Origin of the sequence: Saccharopolyspora sp. NPDC047091 (assembly GCF_040643635.1) — a bacterium.
GTDB lineage: Bacteria > Actinomycetota > Actinomycetes > Mycobacteriales > Pseudonocardiaceae > Saccharopolyspora_C.
In genome coordinates this window covers 1-17,206 of record NZ_JBEYUS010000044.1, presented here as the reverse complement: position 1 = coordinate 17,206, position 17,206 = coordinate 1, and the positions used below count along the sequence as shown (strand labels likewise).

Below are 17,206 nucleotides of genomic sequence, written 5' to 3'. Positions count from 1 at the left end.
CGTCACCGGTCGTCGTCGAGCGCGGCCGCTTCCTCCGGGGTGGGGGCGGTGCCGCCGAGGTGCGCCGGGAGCCACCAGCGGTCGTCCTCGCCCTCGGGCCGGGCCGGATAGCCCGCCTGGAGGTCGTCGAGGATCGTGGACATGCGGGCGCGCAGCGCCTCGCTCAGCACGTCGGGGTCGTCGTCCGAGCCCGGGTGGAACGGTTCGCCCGCGTGGATGTGGATCGGGACGTGCCGCTTGGTGAGCGTGCGCGGCCTGCTCTTCGTCCACAGCCGCTGGGTGCCCCACAGCGCCATCGGCACGACCGGCACGCCCGCGTCGGCGGCCATCCGCACCGCGCCGGACTTGATCGGCTTCACCGTGAACGAGCGGCTGATGGTCGCCTCCGGGAACACGCCCACGACCTCGCCGGCGCGCAGCCGCGCGACCGCCTCGTCGTAGGAGGCCCGGCCCGCGGACCGGTCCACCGGGATGTGGTGCATGCCGCGCATCAGCGGACCGGCGATCCGGTGGTCGAAGATCTCCTTCTTGGCCATGAACCGCACCAGCCGCGAGGAAGGCTGCGCGCCCAGACCGCAGAAGATGAAGTCCAGGTAGCTGACGTGGTTGCAGGCGATCACCGCACCACCGGTGCGCGGGATGTGCTCGGTTCCCGTCACGCGCAGGCGGTTGTCCAGCACGCGGAACATGGTCTTCGCCGCCAGCACCACCGGCGGGTACACGATCTCGGCCATCGCGTCAGGCTACGCACGCGTAGGTTCGGGGCGCGCCCGCGTGCGGCCGCCGTCACATCCGGGGGCGGGGGCGCGGTCGCGCATCCCGCGCGTCGCCCGGGCGCGGAGCACACCTCGGCGATCCATCGCAGGTCTGGTCGTGCAACGTCTTTCGCCGGAGAGCACCGAGTCGGATTTCTTCGCGCGGGTGGAGTGCGCGATCTTTCGTCGGTAGGGGGCAATCCGATGGTCGTTCTTGTCTCTCTTTGCGTGAGATCGTCTTGAGTTGATGGTTTCCAATTGGAATAGCGGGATGTGAATCGGGGGTCGGGAGTGGAGTCGGCGCGCGTGCACATCGGATCGGGGCGGGTTCGAGCGGGATGGGCCCTCGGTGGGGAGTCGGATCTCCCTGCATCACAACGGAAATCGGACGAGGGGGCGCGTTCGGATCGACCCGAGATGTCTTCAGGTCAGGTGGAATTCGCCCGGATGCCGAAGAAGATCATTCGATCGGGAACCCCCGTCGGAGAAAAAAACTACCCGGTCGGGTAACGGCGTGGCCAACGGGTGGATAGTGCCTTTTTCGCTTTCTAGCCTCGGTTCGGCGGCGCCGGTGCAGATCTCCCCGGCGGGTGCCACTTTTCCGAATTGACGTCGATGGTCGCGAGGACACCGAGGATCAGATGGGCACCGAATCCACCACCCCGCCGCACCAGGGCAAGATCGCGATCATCGGGATCGGCTGCCGCTTACCCGGCGGTGCGGGCACCCCGAGCGCGTTCTGGCGCAACCTGGCCGAAGGCAGGGACTGCCTCACCCCCACGCCGCACGACCGCTACGACATCGGCACGCTGCGCAGCGGCGATCCGGCGAAGGCCGGCCGCCTGGTCGGCGGTCGCGGCGGCTACATCGACGGATTCGACGAGTTCGACCCGGCGTTCTTCGGCATCAGCCCGCGTGAAGCCGCGCACATGGACCCGCAGCAGCGGAAGCTGCTGGAGGTGACCTGGGAGGCGCTGGAGGACGGCGGCCAGCGCCCGGCCGACCTCGCGGGCACCGACGTCGGCGTCTTCATCGGCGCCTTCACCCTCGACTACAAGATCCTCCAATTCGGGGACCTGGACTTCACCACCCTCGCCGCGCACACCGCGACCGGCACGATGATGACGATGGTGTCGAACCGCATCTCGCACTGCTTCGACTTCCGCGGGCCCAGCGTCTCGATCGACACCGCGTGCAGCTCCTCACTGGTGTCCGTGCACCTCGCCTGCAACAGCCTGCGCAGCGGGGAGAGCGAGCTCGCGGTGGTCGGCGGCACCTCCCTCCAGCTGGCCCCGCAGTACACGATCAGCGAGACCCGCGGCGGCTTCCTGTCCCCCGAAGGGCTGTCCCGCACCTTCGACGCCGCCGCCGACGGCTACGTGCGCTCCGAGGGCGTCGCGGCCGTGGTGCTCAAGCGGCTCGCCGACGCCGAACGGGACGGCGACCCGATCTACGCGCTCGTCACCGGTTCGGGCGTGAACCAGGACGGCCGCACCGGCGGCATCACCGTGCCGGACGGGGACCGGCAGGCGGAACTCGTCGAACGGGTCTGCGCCGAGGCAGGCCTGCTGCCCGGCGACCTGCAGTACGTGGAGGCGCACGGCACCTCCACCCCCGTCGGCGACCCCATCGAGGCGAACGCGCTCGGGCGAGCCCTCGCGCACGGCCACCGGGACGGCGACGAACGCTACGTCGGTTCGGTGAAGACGAACATCGGGCACACCGAGGCCGCCGCCGGAGTCGCCGGGCTGATCAAGGTCGCGCTGTCGGTGCGCGAGCGCCGGATCCCGCCGCACATCAACCTGAACACGCTCAACCCGGGTATCGACCCGGCCGCGCAGCCGTACCGGATTCCGCAGCGGCTGACCGACTGGCCCGCGCACGACGGGCCGGCCCGCGCCGGGGTCAACTCCTTCGGCTTCGGCGGCACCAACGCGCACGTCCTCGTCGAAGAGGCCCCCGCGCCGCAACCGGTCGACGACGTCCCCGCCGGCCCGAACGTGCTGCCGATCAGCGCGCGCGACGAGGAATCGCTGTGGCGGCGGGTCCAGGCCATCCGCGCCGGGCTGGACGAGGTCGACGAGCCCGGGCTGCGCGACCTCGGCTACACCCTCGCCCGCCGCCGCCAGCACCACGAGGCCCGGCTCTGCGTCGTGTACACCTCGGCCGACGCGCTGCGCGCGCGGCTGGACGCGCACCTGCGCGGCGACGCCGAACCCCGGGTCGTCGCCGACCGCCGCCGGGACACCGGCGGACTGGTGTGGGCGTTCAGCGGCATGGGCCCGCAGTGGTGGGCGATGGGACGGGAGCTGTTCGACGCCGAACCGGTGTACCGGGAGGCCGTGGAGCGCTGCCACGCGGAGATCCGGGAGCTCGCCGGGTGGTCGCTCATCGACGAACTCCGCGCGCCCGCGGCGGAATCGCGGATGGACGACACCTGGCTGGCGCAGCCCGCGAACTTCGCCGTGCAGGTCGGGCTGGCCGCGCTGTGGCGGCACCGGGGAGTGCACCCGGACGCGATCGTCGGGCACAGCACCGGTGAGATCGCCGCCTTCCACGAAGCGGGCGTGTACTCGCTGCGCGACGCCACCACCATCGCGCTCCACCGCAGCCGGTTGCAGCAGCGGCTCACCGGCACCGGCACGATGCTCGCCGTCGCGCTGGACGAGGCCGCCGCGCTCGACCGGATCCGCGATCGCGGCGACCGCATCTCGGTGGCCGCCGTGAACGGCCCGGCCGCCAGCACGCTGGCCGGCGACGCCGACGCGCTGCGCGCGCTCGCCGCCGAACTGGAGGCCGAGCACGTCTTCGCCCGGATGCTCGACGTCGAGGTGCCGTACCACAGCCCGCGGATGGACCCGATCGAGGACGAGCTGCTGGCCGCGCTGGCCGACATCCGGCCGCAGGAGGCGCGGATCCCGCTGGAGCTGACCGCGGCGGAGCACCGGGCGCGCGGTTCCGAACTGGACGCCGAGTACTGGTGGCGCAACGTCCGCGAACCGGTCCGCTTCCGCGCCGCCGTCGACCGGCTGATCGCCGCGGGCCACCGCACCTTCCTGGAGATCGGCCCGCACCCCGTGCTGTCCCACCCGATCCGGGAATGCCTGGCGCACCACGAGGTCGACGGCGTCGCGCTGCCGTCGATCCGGCGCCGCGAGGACGAGGTCGAATGCGCGCTCACCTCGCTCGCCGCGCTGCACACCCGCGGCATCGACGTCGATTGGTCCCGGCTGCACCCGGCCGGCCGGGTCGTCGCGCTGCCCCCGTACCCGTGGGCGCGGGACCGCTACTGGACCGAACCCGAGCCGGTCGCGCAGATCCGGCTCGGGCGGGTCGACCACCCGCTGCTCGGTCGCAGGCTGGCCACCGCCGAGCCCGGCTGGGAACTCGCGCTCGACCTCGAACGGCTGCCGTACCTCGACGACCACCGCATCCAGGGGACCGTCGTGTTCCCCGCCGCCGGGTACGCGGAGATGGCCGCGCAGGCCGTCCGCGCCCTCACCGGCGACGACCGCGTGCTGCTGCGCGACCTGGAGTTCCGCCGCGCGCTGTTCCTCGCCGACGGGGAGGTCGGCAAGGTGCAGCTCGCGCTGTCCGGGGAGGACGCCCGGTTCACCATCGCGACGTCCGGCGGCGAGGACCGGCGCACGGTGCACGCGAGCGGCTCCGCGGGAACCGGCGGCGGCTTCGGCGGCGGAGCCGGCGAGGTGCCGGACTGGTCCGCGCTGCGCGGACCCGACCGGCGCCACCTGGACCGGGAGTCCTGCTACGCGGCGCTGGACGCGGCCGGCTACCAGTACGGGCCCGCGTTCCGGGCGATCGAGCAGGTGTGGCTCGGCGAGGACGAAGCGCTGGCCCGGATCGTGCCCACCGAGCAGGCGGCCGACGCGGCCGCGCACCACGCGCACCCCGTGCTGCTGGACGCCTGCTTCCAGACCCTGCTGGTGCCCGAGGTGCTGCGCGACGGCGGTGGGAGCGGCGGCATCCGGCTGCCGCTGTCGCTGGCGGAGCTGCGGCTCGACCCGGTCGGGGACCGGCCGATCTGGGTGCACGCGCGGATCACCGCGCGCGAGGGCGGCGACCTCGTCGGACGCCTCGCGCTGTTCACCGACGAGGGCGCCCCGCTGGGTCACATCGACGGTTTCCGGGCGGGCGACGTGGAACGGACCGGTTCGCTGGCCCGCCGGACCATCGACAACTGGCTGGCCGAACCGGTGTGGCAGCCGCTTCCCCTGGACGCGGCGGATGACGCGGGCGGCCGCTGGCTGGTGTTCGCCGACCGCAGCGGCGTCGGCGCGGCGCTCGGCGCCCGGGTCACCGCGGGCGGCGGCAGCTACCACCTGGTGCGGCCCGGAACGCGCTACCGGACCGGCCGGGCGGAATCCGAGGTGCGGCCCGGGGACCGGGACGACCTGCAACGGCTGTTCGACGAGCTCGGCGGCGACGCCCCCGACCACGTGCTGCACCTGTGGAACCTGGACCTGCCCGGGATGGAGCCGCTGGACCGCGCGGAGTTCGACGCGCAGGCCGACCTCGGCGGCTACTCGCTCATCGCGCTCGCCGACGTGCTGCAGCAACGGCGTTGCGCGGCGCAGCTGCACGTGGTGACCCGGGGCGCGCAGGCCGTCGTGCCCGGCGACGTGCCCGCCCCGCTGGGCGCCCCGGCGTGGGGCATCGGCCGGGTGCTGCGCCAGCAGGAAGCGGTGCGCAACCGCGGGAAGCTGGTCGACCTCGATCCGGGCCGCCCCGACGTCGAGACCGACGCCGCCGACGTGCTGCGCGCCGTCGCCGCGCCCGCCGAGGACGAGATCGCGGTGCGCGGCACCGAGTTCCGCACCGCACGGCTGCGCCCCGCGCAAGACCTCTCGACACCGCTGCCGATCGCACTGCGGCCGGACGGCACCTACCTGGTCACCGGCGCGTTCGGCGCCCTCGGTCGGCTGCTGTGCCGCACCCTGGTCAAGCGCGGCGCACGGCGGCTGGTGCTGATCAGCCGCTCCGGAGTGCCGGAACGCGCCGACTGGCGGACGGTCGCCCCGGACTCCGCGGCGGGTGGCCGCATCCGCTTCGTCCGCGAATTGGAAGCGCTCGGCGCGCAGCCCGACGTCGTGCGCCTCGACATCACCGACGAGACCGCGCTGGGCGAGTGGCTCGCCGAACACCGCCGTCGCGAACCGCAGCCGATCCGCGGCGCCTTCCACCTCGCCGGAAACCTGCGCGACGCGCTCGTGGCCGACCTGGACCGGGAGGCCTACCGCGCGGTGCACGACCCGAAGGTCATCGGCGCGCAGCTGCTGCACCGGCACCTGCGGGATGAGCCGCTGGAGCACTTCGTGCTGTTCGCCTCGATCGCCTCGCTGCTCACCACCGCGGGCCAGACGAACTACGCGGCGGGCAACGCGTTCCTCGACGCGCTGGCGCACCACCGGCGCGCGCTCGGGCTGCCCGCGCTCAGCATCGACTGGGGTCCCTGGGCCACCGGCATGATCGAGGAGCAGGGGCTCGTCGAGCACTACCGGAACGCGCGCGGCATGAGCTCGCTGACCCCCGAGGGCGGGATGGCCGTGCTGGAACGCGTCCTGGGCGAGCGGCAGGCGCAGCTGGTCGTCGCCACCGTCGTCGACTGGCCCACCTTCCTCGCCTGGTACCCGGTGGCGCCGCCGCTGGTCGCCGAGCTCGCGGCCGCCGCCGACACCGCCGGACCGGCCGAGACGGCGGGTTTCCTCGACGTGTTCCGCACCGCCGAACCCGGGCGGCGCCGCGAGCTGCTGACCGAGCGCTTCACCGCGCTGGTGGCCGGCGTGCTGCAGGTGCCGCCGGAGTCGGTGGCCGAGCAGGACGGGCTCACCGCGCTCGGCCTCGACTCGATGCTCGCGATGGAGCTGCGCGCGCAGATCCAGGCGGAGCTCGGCGTCGCGCTGCCGGTCGTCGCGCTGCTCGGCAACACCCCGGTGCGCGAGCTCGTCGAGCAGGTCCACGAGGAGCTCGCCGCTACCGCGGGCGAGGACCGGGAAGCGGTGGCGGTGGAGGTGATCCGCGACGAGCACCGCTTCCCGCTCACCCAGAACCAGAAGGCGCTGTGGTTCCTCAAGCAGCTGCACCCCGACGGGTTCGCCTACAACATCGGCGGCGCCGTCGAGGTCCGCATCGAACTGGAGCCGGACCTGCTGGAGCGGGCGTTCGCCACCCTGGTGGACCGGCATCCGAGCCTGCGCGCCAACTTCCTGCTGCACCGCGGTGAACCCGTGCAGGTGATCGCGCCGGAAGCGGTGCCGGACTTCGCGGTCGTCGACGTCCGCGGCCTGGACTGGGACGAGGTGCACCGCAGGATCGTCGAGGCCTACCGCGAGCCCTACGACCTCGAACGCGACCCGCTGATCCGGTTCCGCCTGTTCCAGCGCGCACCCGATCGCTGGGTGCTGGTGAAGGCCGTGCACCACATCATCTCGGACGCGATCTCCACGTTCACCTTCATCGAGGAACTGCTCGCCCTGTACGAAGGGCTGCGGCGCGGCGAACCCGCCCGGCTGGCCCCGGTGGGCGCGACCTACCTGGACTTCCTCAACCGGCAGAACGAGTTCCTCGCCGGTCCGGACGCGCGGCGGATGCTGGACCACTGGCGCGCGCACCTGCCGGAACGGGTCGAGGTGCTGAACCTGCCGACCGACAAACCGCGCCCGCTGGTGCAGACGCACAACGGCGCCTCGGAGTTCTTCACCCTGGACGCCGCGCAGAGCGCCCGGGTGCACGAACTGGCGCGGGCGCACAACGTCACGCCGTTCGTGGTGCTGCTCAGCGCCTACTACCTGCTGCTGCACCGGTATTCGGGGCAGGACGACCTCATCGTCGGCAGTCCGGTCACCGGCCGCACCGCGCCCGAATTCGGTTCGGTGTACGGCTACTTCGTCAACCCGCTGCCGCTGCACGCGCACCTCGGCGGCGATCCGACGGTGGCCGAGCTGCTCGACCGAGTCCGCGCCACCGTGCTGGGCGGGCTGGACAACCAGGAGTACCCGTTCGTGCTGCTGGTCGAGCAGCTCGGGTTGCAGCACGACCCGAGCCGGTCGGCGGTGTTCCAGGTGATGTTCATCCTGCTGCACCACAAGGTCTCGGCCGAGCAGTACGGCTACCGGCTCGACTACGTCGAACTCCCCGAGGAGGAGGGCCAGTTCGACCTGACGCTGTCGGTGTACGAGGACGAGGCCGACCAGCGCTTCCACTGCGTGTTCAAGTACAACACCGACCTGTTCCTGCCCGCGACGGTGCGGCGGATGGCCGGGCACTACACCGCGCTGCTCGACGCGCTCACCGCGGCACCGGGCGCGGGGCGCATCGGGGAGCTGCCGATGCTCGGTGCTGCCGAGCAGGACCGCATCCTCGGCGAGTGGAGCGGCGCGGGCCGCTCGCCCGAGCTCGACGCCCCGGTGCACGAGCTGATCGTGGCGAGGGCCCGCGCGCATCCCGGTGCGGTCGCCGTCTCGCACCCCGAAACCGGCCGCCTGCTGAGCTACCGGGAGCTGGACGAGCTGTCCGAGCGGCTGGCGCGCGGCCTGCGGGCGCGCGGCATCGGGGAGGGTTCCGTCGTGGCGCTGTGCCAGGGGAAGAGCCCCGAGCTGATCGCCTCGGTGCTGGGCGTGCTGCGGGCCGGTGCCGCCTACCTACCGCTGGACCCGGGGCACCCGGCGGACCGGCTCGCGCTCGTCGTGCGGCACTCCGAAGCGGCGCTGGTGCTGGGCGACGAGCCGGTGCGAGCGGTGCTCGGGACGACGGCGGAGGTGCTGACCCCGGCGGAGCTCGCCGCGGAGGCCGTCGGCGCTCCCGCCCCGGCCGAGGTGCGCGTCGGACCGGAGACACCGGCCTACGTCTGCTACACCTCCGGTTCCACCGGGGTGCCGAAGGCCGTGCAGGTCGGGCATCGCAACCTCGCGTCCGCGCAGGCGTCCTGGCAGCGCGAGTACGGGCTCGACGGCGACGTGCGGGTGCACCTGCAACTCGCCAGCCCCGCCTTCGACGTGTTCACCGGGGACCTGGTGCGAGCGCTGTGCTCCGGCGGCACCCTGGTGCTCGTCGACCGGGAACTGCTGTTCAACACCGCGCTGCTGCACCGGACGATGGTGCGGGAACGGGTGGACTGCGCCGAATTCGTGCCCGCGGTGGTGCGGGGTCTGCTGGAGCACTGCGAAACCCGGGGCGCGCGGCTGGACTTCCTGCGGGTGCTGGTCGTCGGCTCCGACGTGTGGAAGGTCGAGGAGTACCGGCGGCTGCGCGAGCTGTGCGGGCCGGGCACTCGGGTGATCAGCTCCTACGGGGTCACCGAGGCCACTGTGGACAGCACCTGCTTCGAGGGTTCCGCCGAAGGCCTGGAACCGGGGCAGCCGGTCCCGATCGGCACCCCGCTGCCGAACACCGCCTGCTACCTGCTGGACGAGCACGAACGCCCGGTGCCGGCGGGCGTGACCGGGGAGCTGTGGATCGGCGGGGACGCGGTCGCCGCCGGCTACCGGGGCGATCCCGCGCAGACCGCCGAGCGGTTCCGCACGATCTCCCCGCACGGCGAACCGGTGCGCTGCTACCGGACCGGCGACCTGGCCCGCTGGGACGCGGACGGCGTGCTGCACCTGCTCGGGCGGGCCGACTCGCAGATCAAGGTGCGCGGGCACCGGATCGAACTCGGCGAGGTCGAAGCGCACCTGGCCGCCTGGCCGCAGCTCAAGCGGGTCGTGGTGGTGGCGCGCCCCGACTCCGGCGGGGAGACCGCGCTGTGCGCCTACTGCGTGCCGGTGGACGGCGCGGAGCTGGACCGGCGCGGCCTGCGCCGCCACCTGGCCGAGCACCTGCCCACCTTCATGATCCCGGCGCACCTGGTGGAGCTCCCGGAGCTGCCGCTGACGGTGAGCGGGAAGGTGGACTTGGACGAGCTGCCCGCGCCCGCGGCGGTGCGGACCCGCGACCACGAGCCCACCACGACGCTGTTCGAGGAGCGGATGGCCGCGCACTGGCGGGCCCTGCTCGGCCTCGACCGGGTCGGGCTGCACGACGACTTCTTCGAGCTGGGCGGCAGTTCCATCAAGCTGATCGAGCTGATCCACCACGTGCAGGCCGAGTTCGACATCACCGTCGCGGTGGGCGAGCTGTTCAAGACCACCACGCTGCACGGCATGGCCAAGACCGTCGAGCACGTGATCACCGGGCGGCTGCCGGGATCGCAGCCCTACGTGCGGTTCAACGAGGGCCGCGGCGAAGCGCTGTGCTGCTTCCCGCCGGTCGGCGGGCACGGGCTGGTGTACCGCCAGCTCGCCGGGCGGCTCGACGAGCACGAGCTGATCGGGTTCAACTACCTCACCGGTGCGGACAAGATCGCCCGCTACGCGGACCTGGTCGAGGCGTTCCAGCCGGAGGGCGCCTGCCGGCTGCTCGGCTACTCGCTGGGCGGGAACCTGGCGTTCGAGGTCGCGGTCGAGCTGGAGCGGCGGGGCAGGCGGGTCACCCGGGTGATCATCGTCGACTCCTACCGCATCGCGGAGCCGTTCGACGTCGGCGACGAGCAGCTCGCGGAGTTCGAACGGGAACTCGCCGAGCACCTGCGCAGGCACACCGGGACCGACGTGGTCGCGGCGGAGACGCGCGACCAGGCTCGGGAGTACCTGGAGTTCTGCGGCCGCACTCCGAACACCGCGGTGCTCGACGCACCGATCACGGTGCTCAGCGACCCGTACAACCTCCCGATCCACCTCACCGGGGAGGAAGGCGGCTGGCAGGACCGCTCGCGGCGCGGAGCCGAGGTGCTGCGCGGCTCCGGTGCGCACGCGGACATGCTCGACCGGGAGCACGTGGGCGCGAACGCGGATCTGGTGCGCGAGGTGCTGGCCGGGGGTGCCGCCGATGTCGCCTGAGACCTCAGCCGGGGACGCGCCCAGCGTCATCGTCATCGGCGGCGGCATCGCCGGGCTGGCCACCGCCTGCTACGCGCGGATGAGCGGCTTGCGCACGCAGGTGTTCGAGAAGCACGTGCTGCCCGGCGGCTGCTGCACCGCGTGGGGCCGGGACGGCTACATCTTCGACTACTGCATCGAGTGGCTGCCAGGCACCGCGGCCGGCAACGAGGCCCACCGGGTGTGGCGGGAGCTCGGCGCGCTGGACGGCAAGAGCATCACCAACTTCGAGATGTTCAACCGGGTCGTCGGCACCGACGGCAGGGAGGTGACCTTCTACAACGATCCGGACCGGTTGGAGCGGCACCTGCTGGAGGTCTCGCCGGCGGACTCCCGGCCGATCCGCTCCTTCTGCCGGGACCTGCGCCGGTTCCTGGCCGCGGCGGACTTCCCCTTCCTGGTCCCGGGGCCGTTGCAGACGCGGCGGCAGAAGCTGGCGGCCCTGGCCCGGATGCTGCCCGCCGCATCGCTGTACCGGCGCACCGCGACCGCCGACATGCCGAGCTTCACCGGCGGGCTGCGGGATCCGCTGCTGCGGCAGGCGTTCCCGTTCATCTTCTTCCAGGACCACGGTCGTTTCCCGCTGCTGCCGTACCTGCTCAACATGGCCGCGGCCCACCACGGCAACGCGGGGTTCCCCGAGGGCGGGTCGCTCGGGCTGGCGCGCTCGGTCGAGCGGCGCTACCTCGACCTCGGCGGGGACATCCGCTACCGGGCCAGGGTGGAGCGGATCCTGGTCGAGGACGGCCGTGCGGTGGGGGTGCAGCTGCGCGACGGGACCCGGCACCACGCCGACCACGTCGTGTCGGCCTGCGACGGGGCGACGACGATCTACCGGATGCTGGCGGGCCGCTACACCGGTCCCGTGGTCGACCGGCTCTACGAGGATCTGCTGCACCGGCCCGAGGAGGTGTACCCGGGAGTCCTGTCGGCGTTCGTCGGCGTGGACGGGGAGCTCCCGCCCGACACCCCGCACAGCACCACCTACCTGCTGTCCGAACAGGACTGCGCGGCGCTGCCCGGGGTGGCGCAGCGCAGCATCGTGGTGCAGTTGCGGTCGAAGTACTGGGCGGGCTGCGCCCCGCCGGGCAAGTCCTTGCTGCACTGCACGTTCTTCACCGACTTCGGGTCCTGGCGGGAGCTGCGCCGGTCGAACCGACGGGAGTACCGGGCGCGCAAGGAGCGGGTCGCCACCTTCGTCCGCTCCTTCCTGGAGCGCCAGTACCCGGGCCTCGACGAGCGCGTCGAGTCGGTCGACGTGGCCACGCCCGTCACCCAGCACCGCTACACCGGCAACTTCGCGGGCAGCATCCTCGCCTGGAAGTCCTTCGGGGCGGCCGACGACCTGCTGGCGCAGCTGGTCGACCGGGACCGGATGCGGTTGCCCGGCCTGCGCGGGTTCTCGATGGCAGGGCAGTGGGTCGGCGGCGGTGGCCTGATCCGGGCGGCTTCCTCGGGCAGGCACGCCGCGCAGTTCCTCTGCCAGGAGCTCGGGGTGCCGTTCCGCGCGTGGGAGAGCGATCAGCAGCAGGAGCCGTGGGACCCCGGGATGCTCGGCGAACTGCCGCTGCTGGACCGGAAGCCGGCTCGGCACGACGGGAGGGGACAGCGGTGAACCGCGAAACGATGATCATCATCGGTGGTGGCCTGGGCGGGCTGTCCACCGGTTGCTACGCGCAGATGAACGGCTACCGCTCGCGGATCTTCGAGATGCACGAGATCCCCGGCGGCTGCTGCACCGCGTGGGACAAGGGCGACTTCACCTTCGACATCTGCGTGAGCTGGCTGCTCGGCAACGGGCCGGGCAACGAGATGCACCAGATCTGGCTGGAGCTCGGTGCCCTGCAGGGCAAGGAGATGCGGCACTTCGACGTGTTCAACGTGGTGCGCGGGCGGGACGGGCGATCGGTGTACTTCTACTCCGATCCGGACCGGCTGCAGGCGCACCTCACCGAGCTGTCGCCCGCGGACGCGCGGCTGATCCGGCACTTCTGCAACGGGCTGCGCAAGTTCCGGAAGGCGATCACCGTCTACCCGTTCCTCAAGCCGGTCGGGCTGATGGGCCGGTTCGAGCGCTGGCGGATGCTCGCCTCGTTCCTGCCGTACGTCAACGTCATCCGCACCTCGATCACCACCCTGATGACGGACTACTCGGCGAAGTTCCGGGATCCGCTGCTGCGGGAGGCGTTCAACTTCGTCCTCTACGAGAAGCACCCGGCGTTCCCGGTGCTGCCGTTCTACTTCCAGCTCGCCTCGCACGCGAACCGCGCGGCGGGCGTGCCGGAGGGCGGGTCGCAGGGGCTGTCGGACTCCATCGAACGGCGCTACCAGCGGCTCGGCGGGCAGATCACCTACAACGCCAAGGTGACCGAGGTGCTGGTGGAGGACGACCGCGCCGTCGGGGTGCGGCTCAGCGACGGCAGCGAGCACCGCGCCGACATCGTCGTGTCGGCCTGCGACGGGCACACCACCGCGATGAAGCTGCTCGGCGGCCGCTACCTCACCGACACGCACCGGCGGCTCTACGGGAAGACCATCGACGAACCCGGCATGATCTTCCCCGGCTACTTCGCGCTGTTCCTCGGGCTGGACCGGCCGTTCCCCGACGGCGACCCGTGCACCACGCACCTGCTCGACGAGGACGTGGCGTCGAAGCTGATCGGGCTGCGCCACCCGAGCATCAACGTGCAGTTCCGCAGCACGCACTACCCGGAGCTCGCGCCGCCGGGCGGAGCCGTCGTGTACGCCACCTACTTCTGCGACATCGAGCCGTGGCGGGAGCTCAGCACCGGTCCGGAGCAGCGCAGCCGGGTCCGGCACGGCGCCGAGGTGCATACCCTCTCGGTGCGTCGCGGCACCGCGTACTACGCGGCGAAGCGGCAGGTGAAGGACGCGCTGGTCGACTACCTCGACACCTGCCACCCCGGGCTGCGGGACGCCGTGGTCACCAGGGACATCTCCACCCCGCTCACCCAGGTCCGCTACACCGGCAACTACGACGGCACCGTCCTCGGCTGGCAGCCGTTCGTGGACGGCGGCGAGGACATGGAAGTGGAGATCAAGAAGCACGGGCCGCGCCTGCCCGGGCTGGCGAACTTCTACCTGTCCGGGGTGTGGGCCACGACCGGCGGCCTCATCCGGGCCGTCGGCGCGGGCAGGCAGGTCATGCACTTCGTCTGCCGCGACGACGGCAAGGAGTTCACCGCGCACGTCGACGAATCCGCACCGCCGCCCACCCACCGGCTCATCCCGGTCGGGCCGGACGCACCCCGGCAGGCCGTGGCGGCCGAGCCGGCCCCGAAACGAGGAGCCTGAGGTGAAGATCGAGAAATGGGTCATCAGCGAGCACGCGGAAGGCGTGCCCGCGGTGGACCGGATGTACGAGAAGGTCGTCGAGGACGTCGACGTCCGGCTCGGCCCCGAGGAGATGCTGCTGCGCGTCCGGTACGTGTCCCTCGACCCCTACCTGCACGGGATCACCTTGAACCTGCCGCTCGGCGAGCCCGCGGGCGGTGACTCGGTGCTGGAAGTGCTGGAGGCCGGGCCGCGCGCCCGGTTCGGGCCGGGCACCCTGGTGCAGGGCTGGGGAGGCTGGCGCAGCCACGTCGTCAGCACCGGTGCGGGCGGCACGCTCTTCCGGAGCCGGTTCCCGCTGGAGGTCCCGCCCTACCGCGAGCTCGACCCGGCGCACCACGACGAGGCGCTGCCGCTGTCCAGCGCGCTGGGCGTGTTCGGCGGGCCCGGCATGGCCGCGTGGGGAACGGTGACGAAGTTCCTCGACGTGCGGCCGGACGACACGGTGCTCGTCAGCGGCGCTTCGGGCGGGGTCGGCTCGCTCGTCGGCCAGCTCGCCAAGCTCGCCGGCGCCCGGGTGGTGGGCACGACCACCTCGCCGGAGAAGGTGCCGTACCTGCGGGGGCTCGGCTTCGACGAGGTGGTCGTCTACCGGCACGGCACTCCCACCGAGCAGATCCGCGCCGAGTTGGCCGCCGTGGCGCCGAACGGCATCGACCGGTACTTCGACAACCTCGGCGGCGCGATCACCGACGCCGCGTTCACCCTGCTCACCGTCGGCAGCCGGGTCGCGATCTGCTGGCAGTGGGCGCACCAGGTCGGCGGCGAGGAGCGCGGGCCGCGGCTGCTGCCGCTGGTGATGTACCCGCGCGCCACGATCCGCGGCGTCTACTCGCTGGAATGGCACACCGAGGAGAACTGGGCCGCGCTGCGGGCCGACCTCGGACCGCTCGTCCGCGCCGGGCGGCTCCGCCACGACCAGACCGTGTACCACGGGATCGACGCGATCCCGGACGCCTACGACAGCCTCTACCGCGGCAGCGCGGCCAATCGGGGAAAGGTGCTGGTGGAACTGTGAGCAGCGTGGAGGACACCCCGCGACCCGGCTCGGCCGAGGCCCCGCGGAGCTACCCGTTCGACCAACCGGAGCGGCTGGGCGTGCACCCGTCGTACGCGGAGCTGCGGCGCGACGACCCGGTGTCCCGGGTGCAGCTGGCCTACGGCGAACCGGCCTGGCTGGCGACCCGCTACGCGGACGTGAAGTTCGTGCTCGGCGATCCCCGGTTCAGCCGGGCCGAGGCGTTCGACCGGGACGAACCCAGCACCCGTCCGAAGGGCGCGATCGGCCGCCACATCCGCAGCGTGCAGTACCTGGACCCGCCGGAGCACACCCGCATCCGCAAGATCCTCAGCCACGCGTTCACGGTGCGCGCCATCGAGAAGCTGCGCCCGAGCGTGCAGCTCCTCGCCGACGGGCTCGTCGACCGGATGCTGGAGCAGGGTGGCACAGCCGACCTCGCGGAGGACTTCGCGCGCCCGCTGCCCGCGGGCGTGATCTGCGAGCTGCTGGGCGTGCCCTACGCGGACCGGCACGACTTCCAGACCTGGTCGGACGCCTTCATGTCCGTCGGCAGCCTCACCCCGGAGCAGATCCGGACCTATGCGACGCGGCTGCGGGAGTACGTCGCGGAGCTCATCGTGCAGCGGCGTGCGGAGCCGAAGGACGACCTGATGAGCGTCCTCGTCACCGCCCGCGACGTGGACGGGCGGCTCAACGACGACGAGCTGCTGTCGTTGGCGGTGGCGATCCTCGTCGGCGGGCACGAGACGACGGCCTCGCAGATCGCCAGCTTCATGTACGCCCTGCTGACCCGGCCGGAGCTGGTGTCCCGGCTGATCGCCGACCCGGAGCTCGTGGCGCCGACCGTGGAGGAGCTGCTGCGGTACGTCCCGCTGTTCTCGATGGCGGCGTTCCCGCGCTACGCCACCGAGGACGTCGAGGTGGGCGGGGTGCTCGTGCGCGCGGGTGAACCGGTGCTGGTGAGCCTGGTCTCGGCGAACCGGGACGAGTCGGTGTTCCACGACCCCGACGTGCTGGACGTGACGCGGAAGGAGGCGTCGCACCTCGGTTTCGGCCACGGCGCGCACTTCTGCGTCGGATCGCAGCTGGCGAGGCTGGAGCTGCAGATCGCGTTGCGCACCCTGCTGCGGCGCCTGCCGGGCTTGCGGTTCGCCACGTCCGAACAGGACGTGGAGTGGAAGCGCGGCCTGTTCACCCGCGGCCCGCTGCGCTTGCCGGTCACCTGGGACGGGGCCTGACCGCCCGCCGGATCAGGGGCGGGCGGCAGGCTCGCCCCTGATCACCAGGTCACCGGCAGGCGGTGCACGCCGTAGTTGACCGAGGCCGCGCGCAGCGGGACTTCGGCGGCGGGCACCGCCAGCCGCAGGCCGGGAAAACGCCGCAGCAGCCCGGAAAAGCCGAGCCGCAGCTCCACCCTGGCCAGTTGCGCGCCCAGGCAGTGGTGGATGCCGTGCCCGAACGCGAGGTGCCCGACCGCGGACCGGCCGAGGTCGAGCCGGTCGGGGTCCGGGAACCGCTCCGGGTCGCGGTTGGCCGCGGACAGCGACACGGTGACCGGTTCGCCCTCCCGGATGGTGTGGCCGCGCAGCTCGACGTCCTGCATCGCGGTGCGGGTGGTGCCGAACTGGTTGATCGTCAGGTACCGCAGCAGTTCCTCCACCGCGGTGTCGATCACCGCCGGGTCCGCGCGCAGCGCCGCGAGCTGGTCGGGGTGGGCGAGCAGGGCGTAGGTGCCGAGGCCGAGCATGTTCGCCGTCGTGTCGTCGCCGCCGGTGATGAGCATCGAGCTCATCGTCGCGATCTCCTCGTCGGACAGCGCTTCGTCGGTGAGCAGCGCGCTCACCAGGTCGTCGCCGGGTGCGGCGCGCTTGGCGCGCACCTGCTCCAGCAGCTCGGTCCACAGCGTGCCCCACGCCCGGCCGGTGCTCTCGGCGTCGTTCTCCAGCGCCAGCATCGCTTCGGTGGCCGCGCGCACCGAGCCGCGGTCGAGCCGTACCCCGAGCAGCGTGCCGATCACCTCGAAGGCGACCGGGCTCGCGAAGACCTCCACCCGCCGCCGAGCAGGTGCCGGGTGAGCGCTACGAGCACGGCATGCGCGTCAAGTGCTACGTCGTCGGCGTCTCCCGCAGCGCCCGCGGCCCGCA

At 72.4% G+C, this 17,206-nt stretch carries 7 protein-coding genes; 5 read left to right on the top strand and 2 right to left on the bottom strand.

Annotation, left to right across the window (positions count from 1 at the left end):
• Positions 1-2: 2 nt before the first annotated feature.
• Positions 3-734 (bottom strand): lysophospholipid acyltransferase family protein, encoded by a 732-nt coding sequence (locus ABZ805_RS18985; RefSeq protein ID WP_358441743.1) that lies wholly within the window; start codon positions 732-734, stop codon positions 3-5.
• Positions 735-1,396: 662 nt separating this feature from the next.
• On the opposite strand from ABZ805_RS18985, the gene ABZ805_RS18980 reads away from it, so the two are divergent.
• From ABZ805_RS18980 to ABZ805_RS18960, 5 genes are read left to right on the top strand one after another with little or no spacing between them, the layout of a single operon-like run.
• Positions 1,397-10,648 carry an amino acid adenylation domain-containing protein gene (locus ABZ805_RS18980; RefSeq protein WP_358441740.1) on the top strand — a complete coding sequence of 3,084 codons (9,252 nt, stop codon included), beginning with the start codon at positions 1,397-1,399 and terminating at the stop codon, positions 10,646-10,648.
• Positions 10,638-12,302 carry an NAD(P)/FAD-dependent oxidoreductase gene (locus tag ABZ805_RS18975; RefSeq protein WP_358441738.1) on the top strand — a complete coding sequence of 555 codons (1,665 nt, stop codon included), beginning with the start codon at positions 10,638-10,640 and terminating at the stop codon, positions 12,300-12,302. The genes ABZ805_RS18980 and ABZ805_RS18975 overlap by 11 nt, the downstream gene beginning before the upstream one ends.
• Complete coding sequence (locus ABZ805_RS18970) at positions 12,299-14,002, top strand: NAD(P)/FAD-dependent oxidoreductase (protein WP_358441736.1); 1,704 nt, start codon at positions 12,299-12,301, stop codon at positions 14,000-14,002. The genes ABZ805_RS18975 and ABZ805_RS18970 overlap by 4 nt, the downstream gene beginning before the upstream one ends.
• A gap of 1 nt (position 14,003) precedes the next feature.
• Complete coding sequence (locus ABZ805_RS18965; RefSeq protein ID WP_358441734.1) at positions 14,004-15,059, top strand: NADP-dependent oxidoreductase; 1,056 nt, start codon at positions 14,004-14,006, stop codon at positions 15,057-15,059.
• On the top strand, positions 15,056-16,300 hold the full coding sequence (locus ABZ805_RS18960) for a cytochrome P450 (protein ID WP_358441732.1): 1,245 nt from the start codon (positions 15,056-15,058) through the stop codon (positions 16,298-16,300). The genes ABZ805_RS18965 and ABZ805_RS18960 overlap by 4 nt, the downstream gene beginning before the upstream one ends.
• Positions 16,301-16,341: 41 nt before the next feature.
• Here the strand turns inward: ABZ805_RS18960 and ABZ805_RS18955 are convergent, their stop codons facing one another.
• On the bottom strand, positions 16,342-17,112 hold the full coding sequence (locus tag ABZ805_RS18955; RefSeq protein WP_358441730.1) for a cytochrome P450: 771 nt from the start codon (positions 17,110-17,112) through the stop codon (positions 16,342-16,344).
• Between the last annotated feature and the right edge of the window lie 94 nt (positions 17,113-17,206).

Bases quoted from the DNA above. Each gene is read 5' to 3' on its own strand.
- ABZ805_RS18985 (WP_358441743.1), bottom strand. From the start codon at position 734: ATGGCCGAGATCGTGTACCCGCCGGTGGTGCTGGCGGCGAAGACCATG.
- ABZ805_RS18980 (WP_358441740.1), top strand. From the start codon at position 1,397: ATGGGCACCGAATCCACCACCCCGCCGCACCAGGGCAAGATCGCGATC.
- ABZ805_RS18975 (WP_358441738.1), top strand. From the start codon at position 10,638: ATGTCGCCTGAGACCTCAGCCGGGGACGCGCCCAGCGTCATCGTCATC.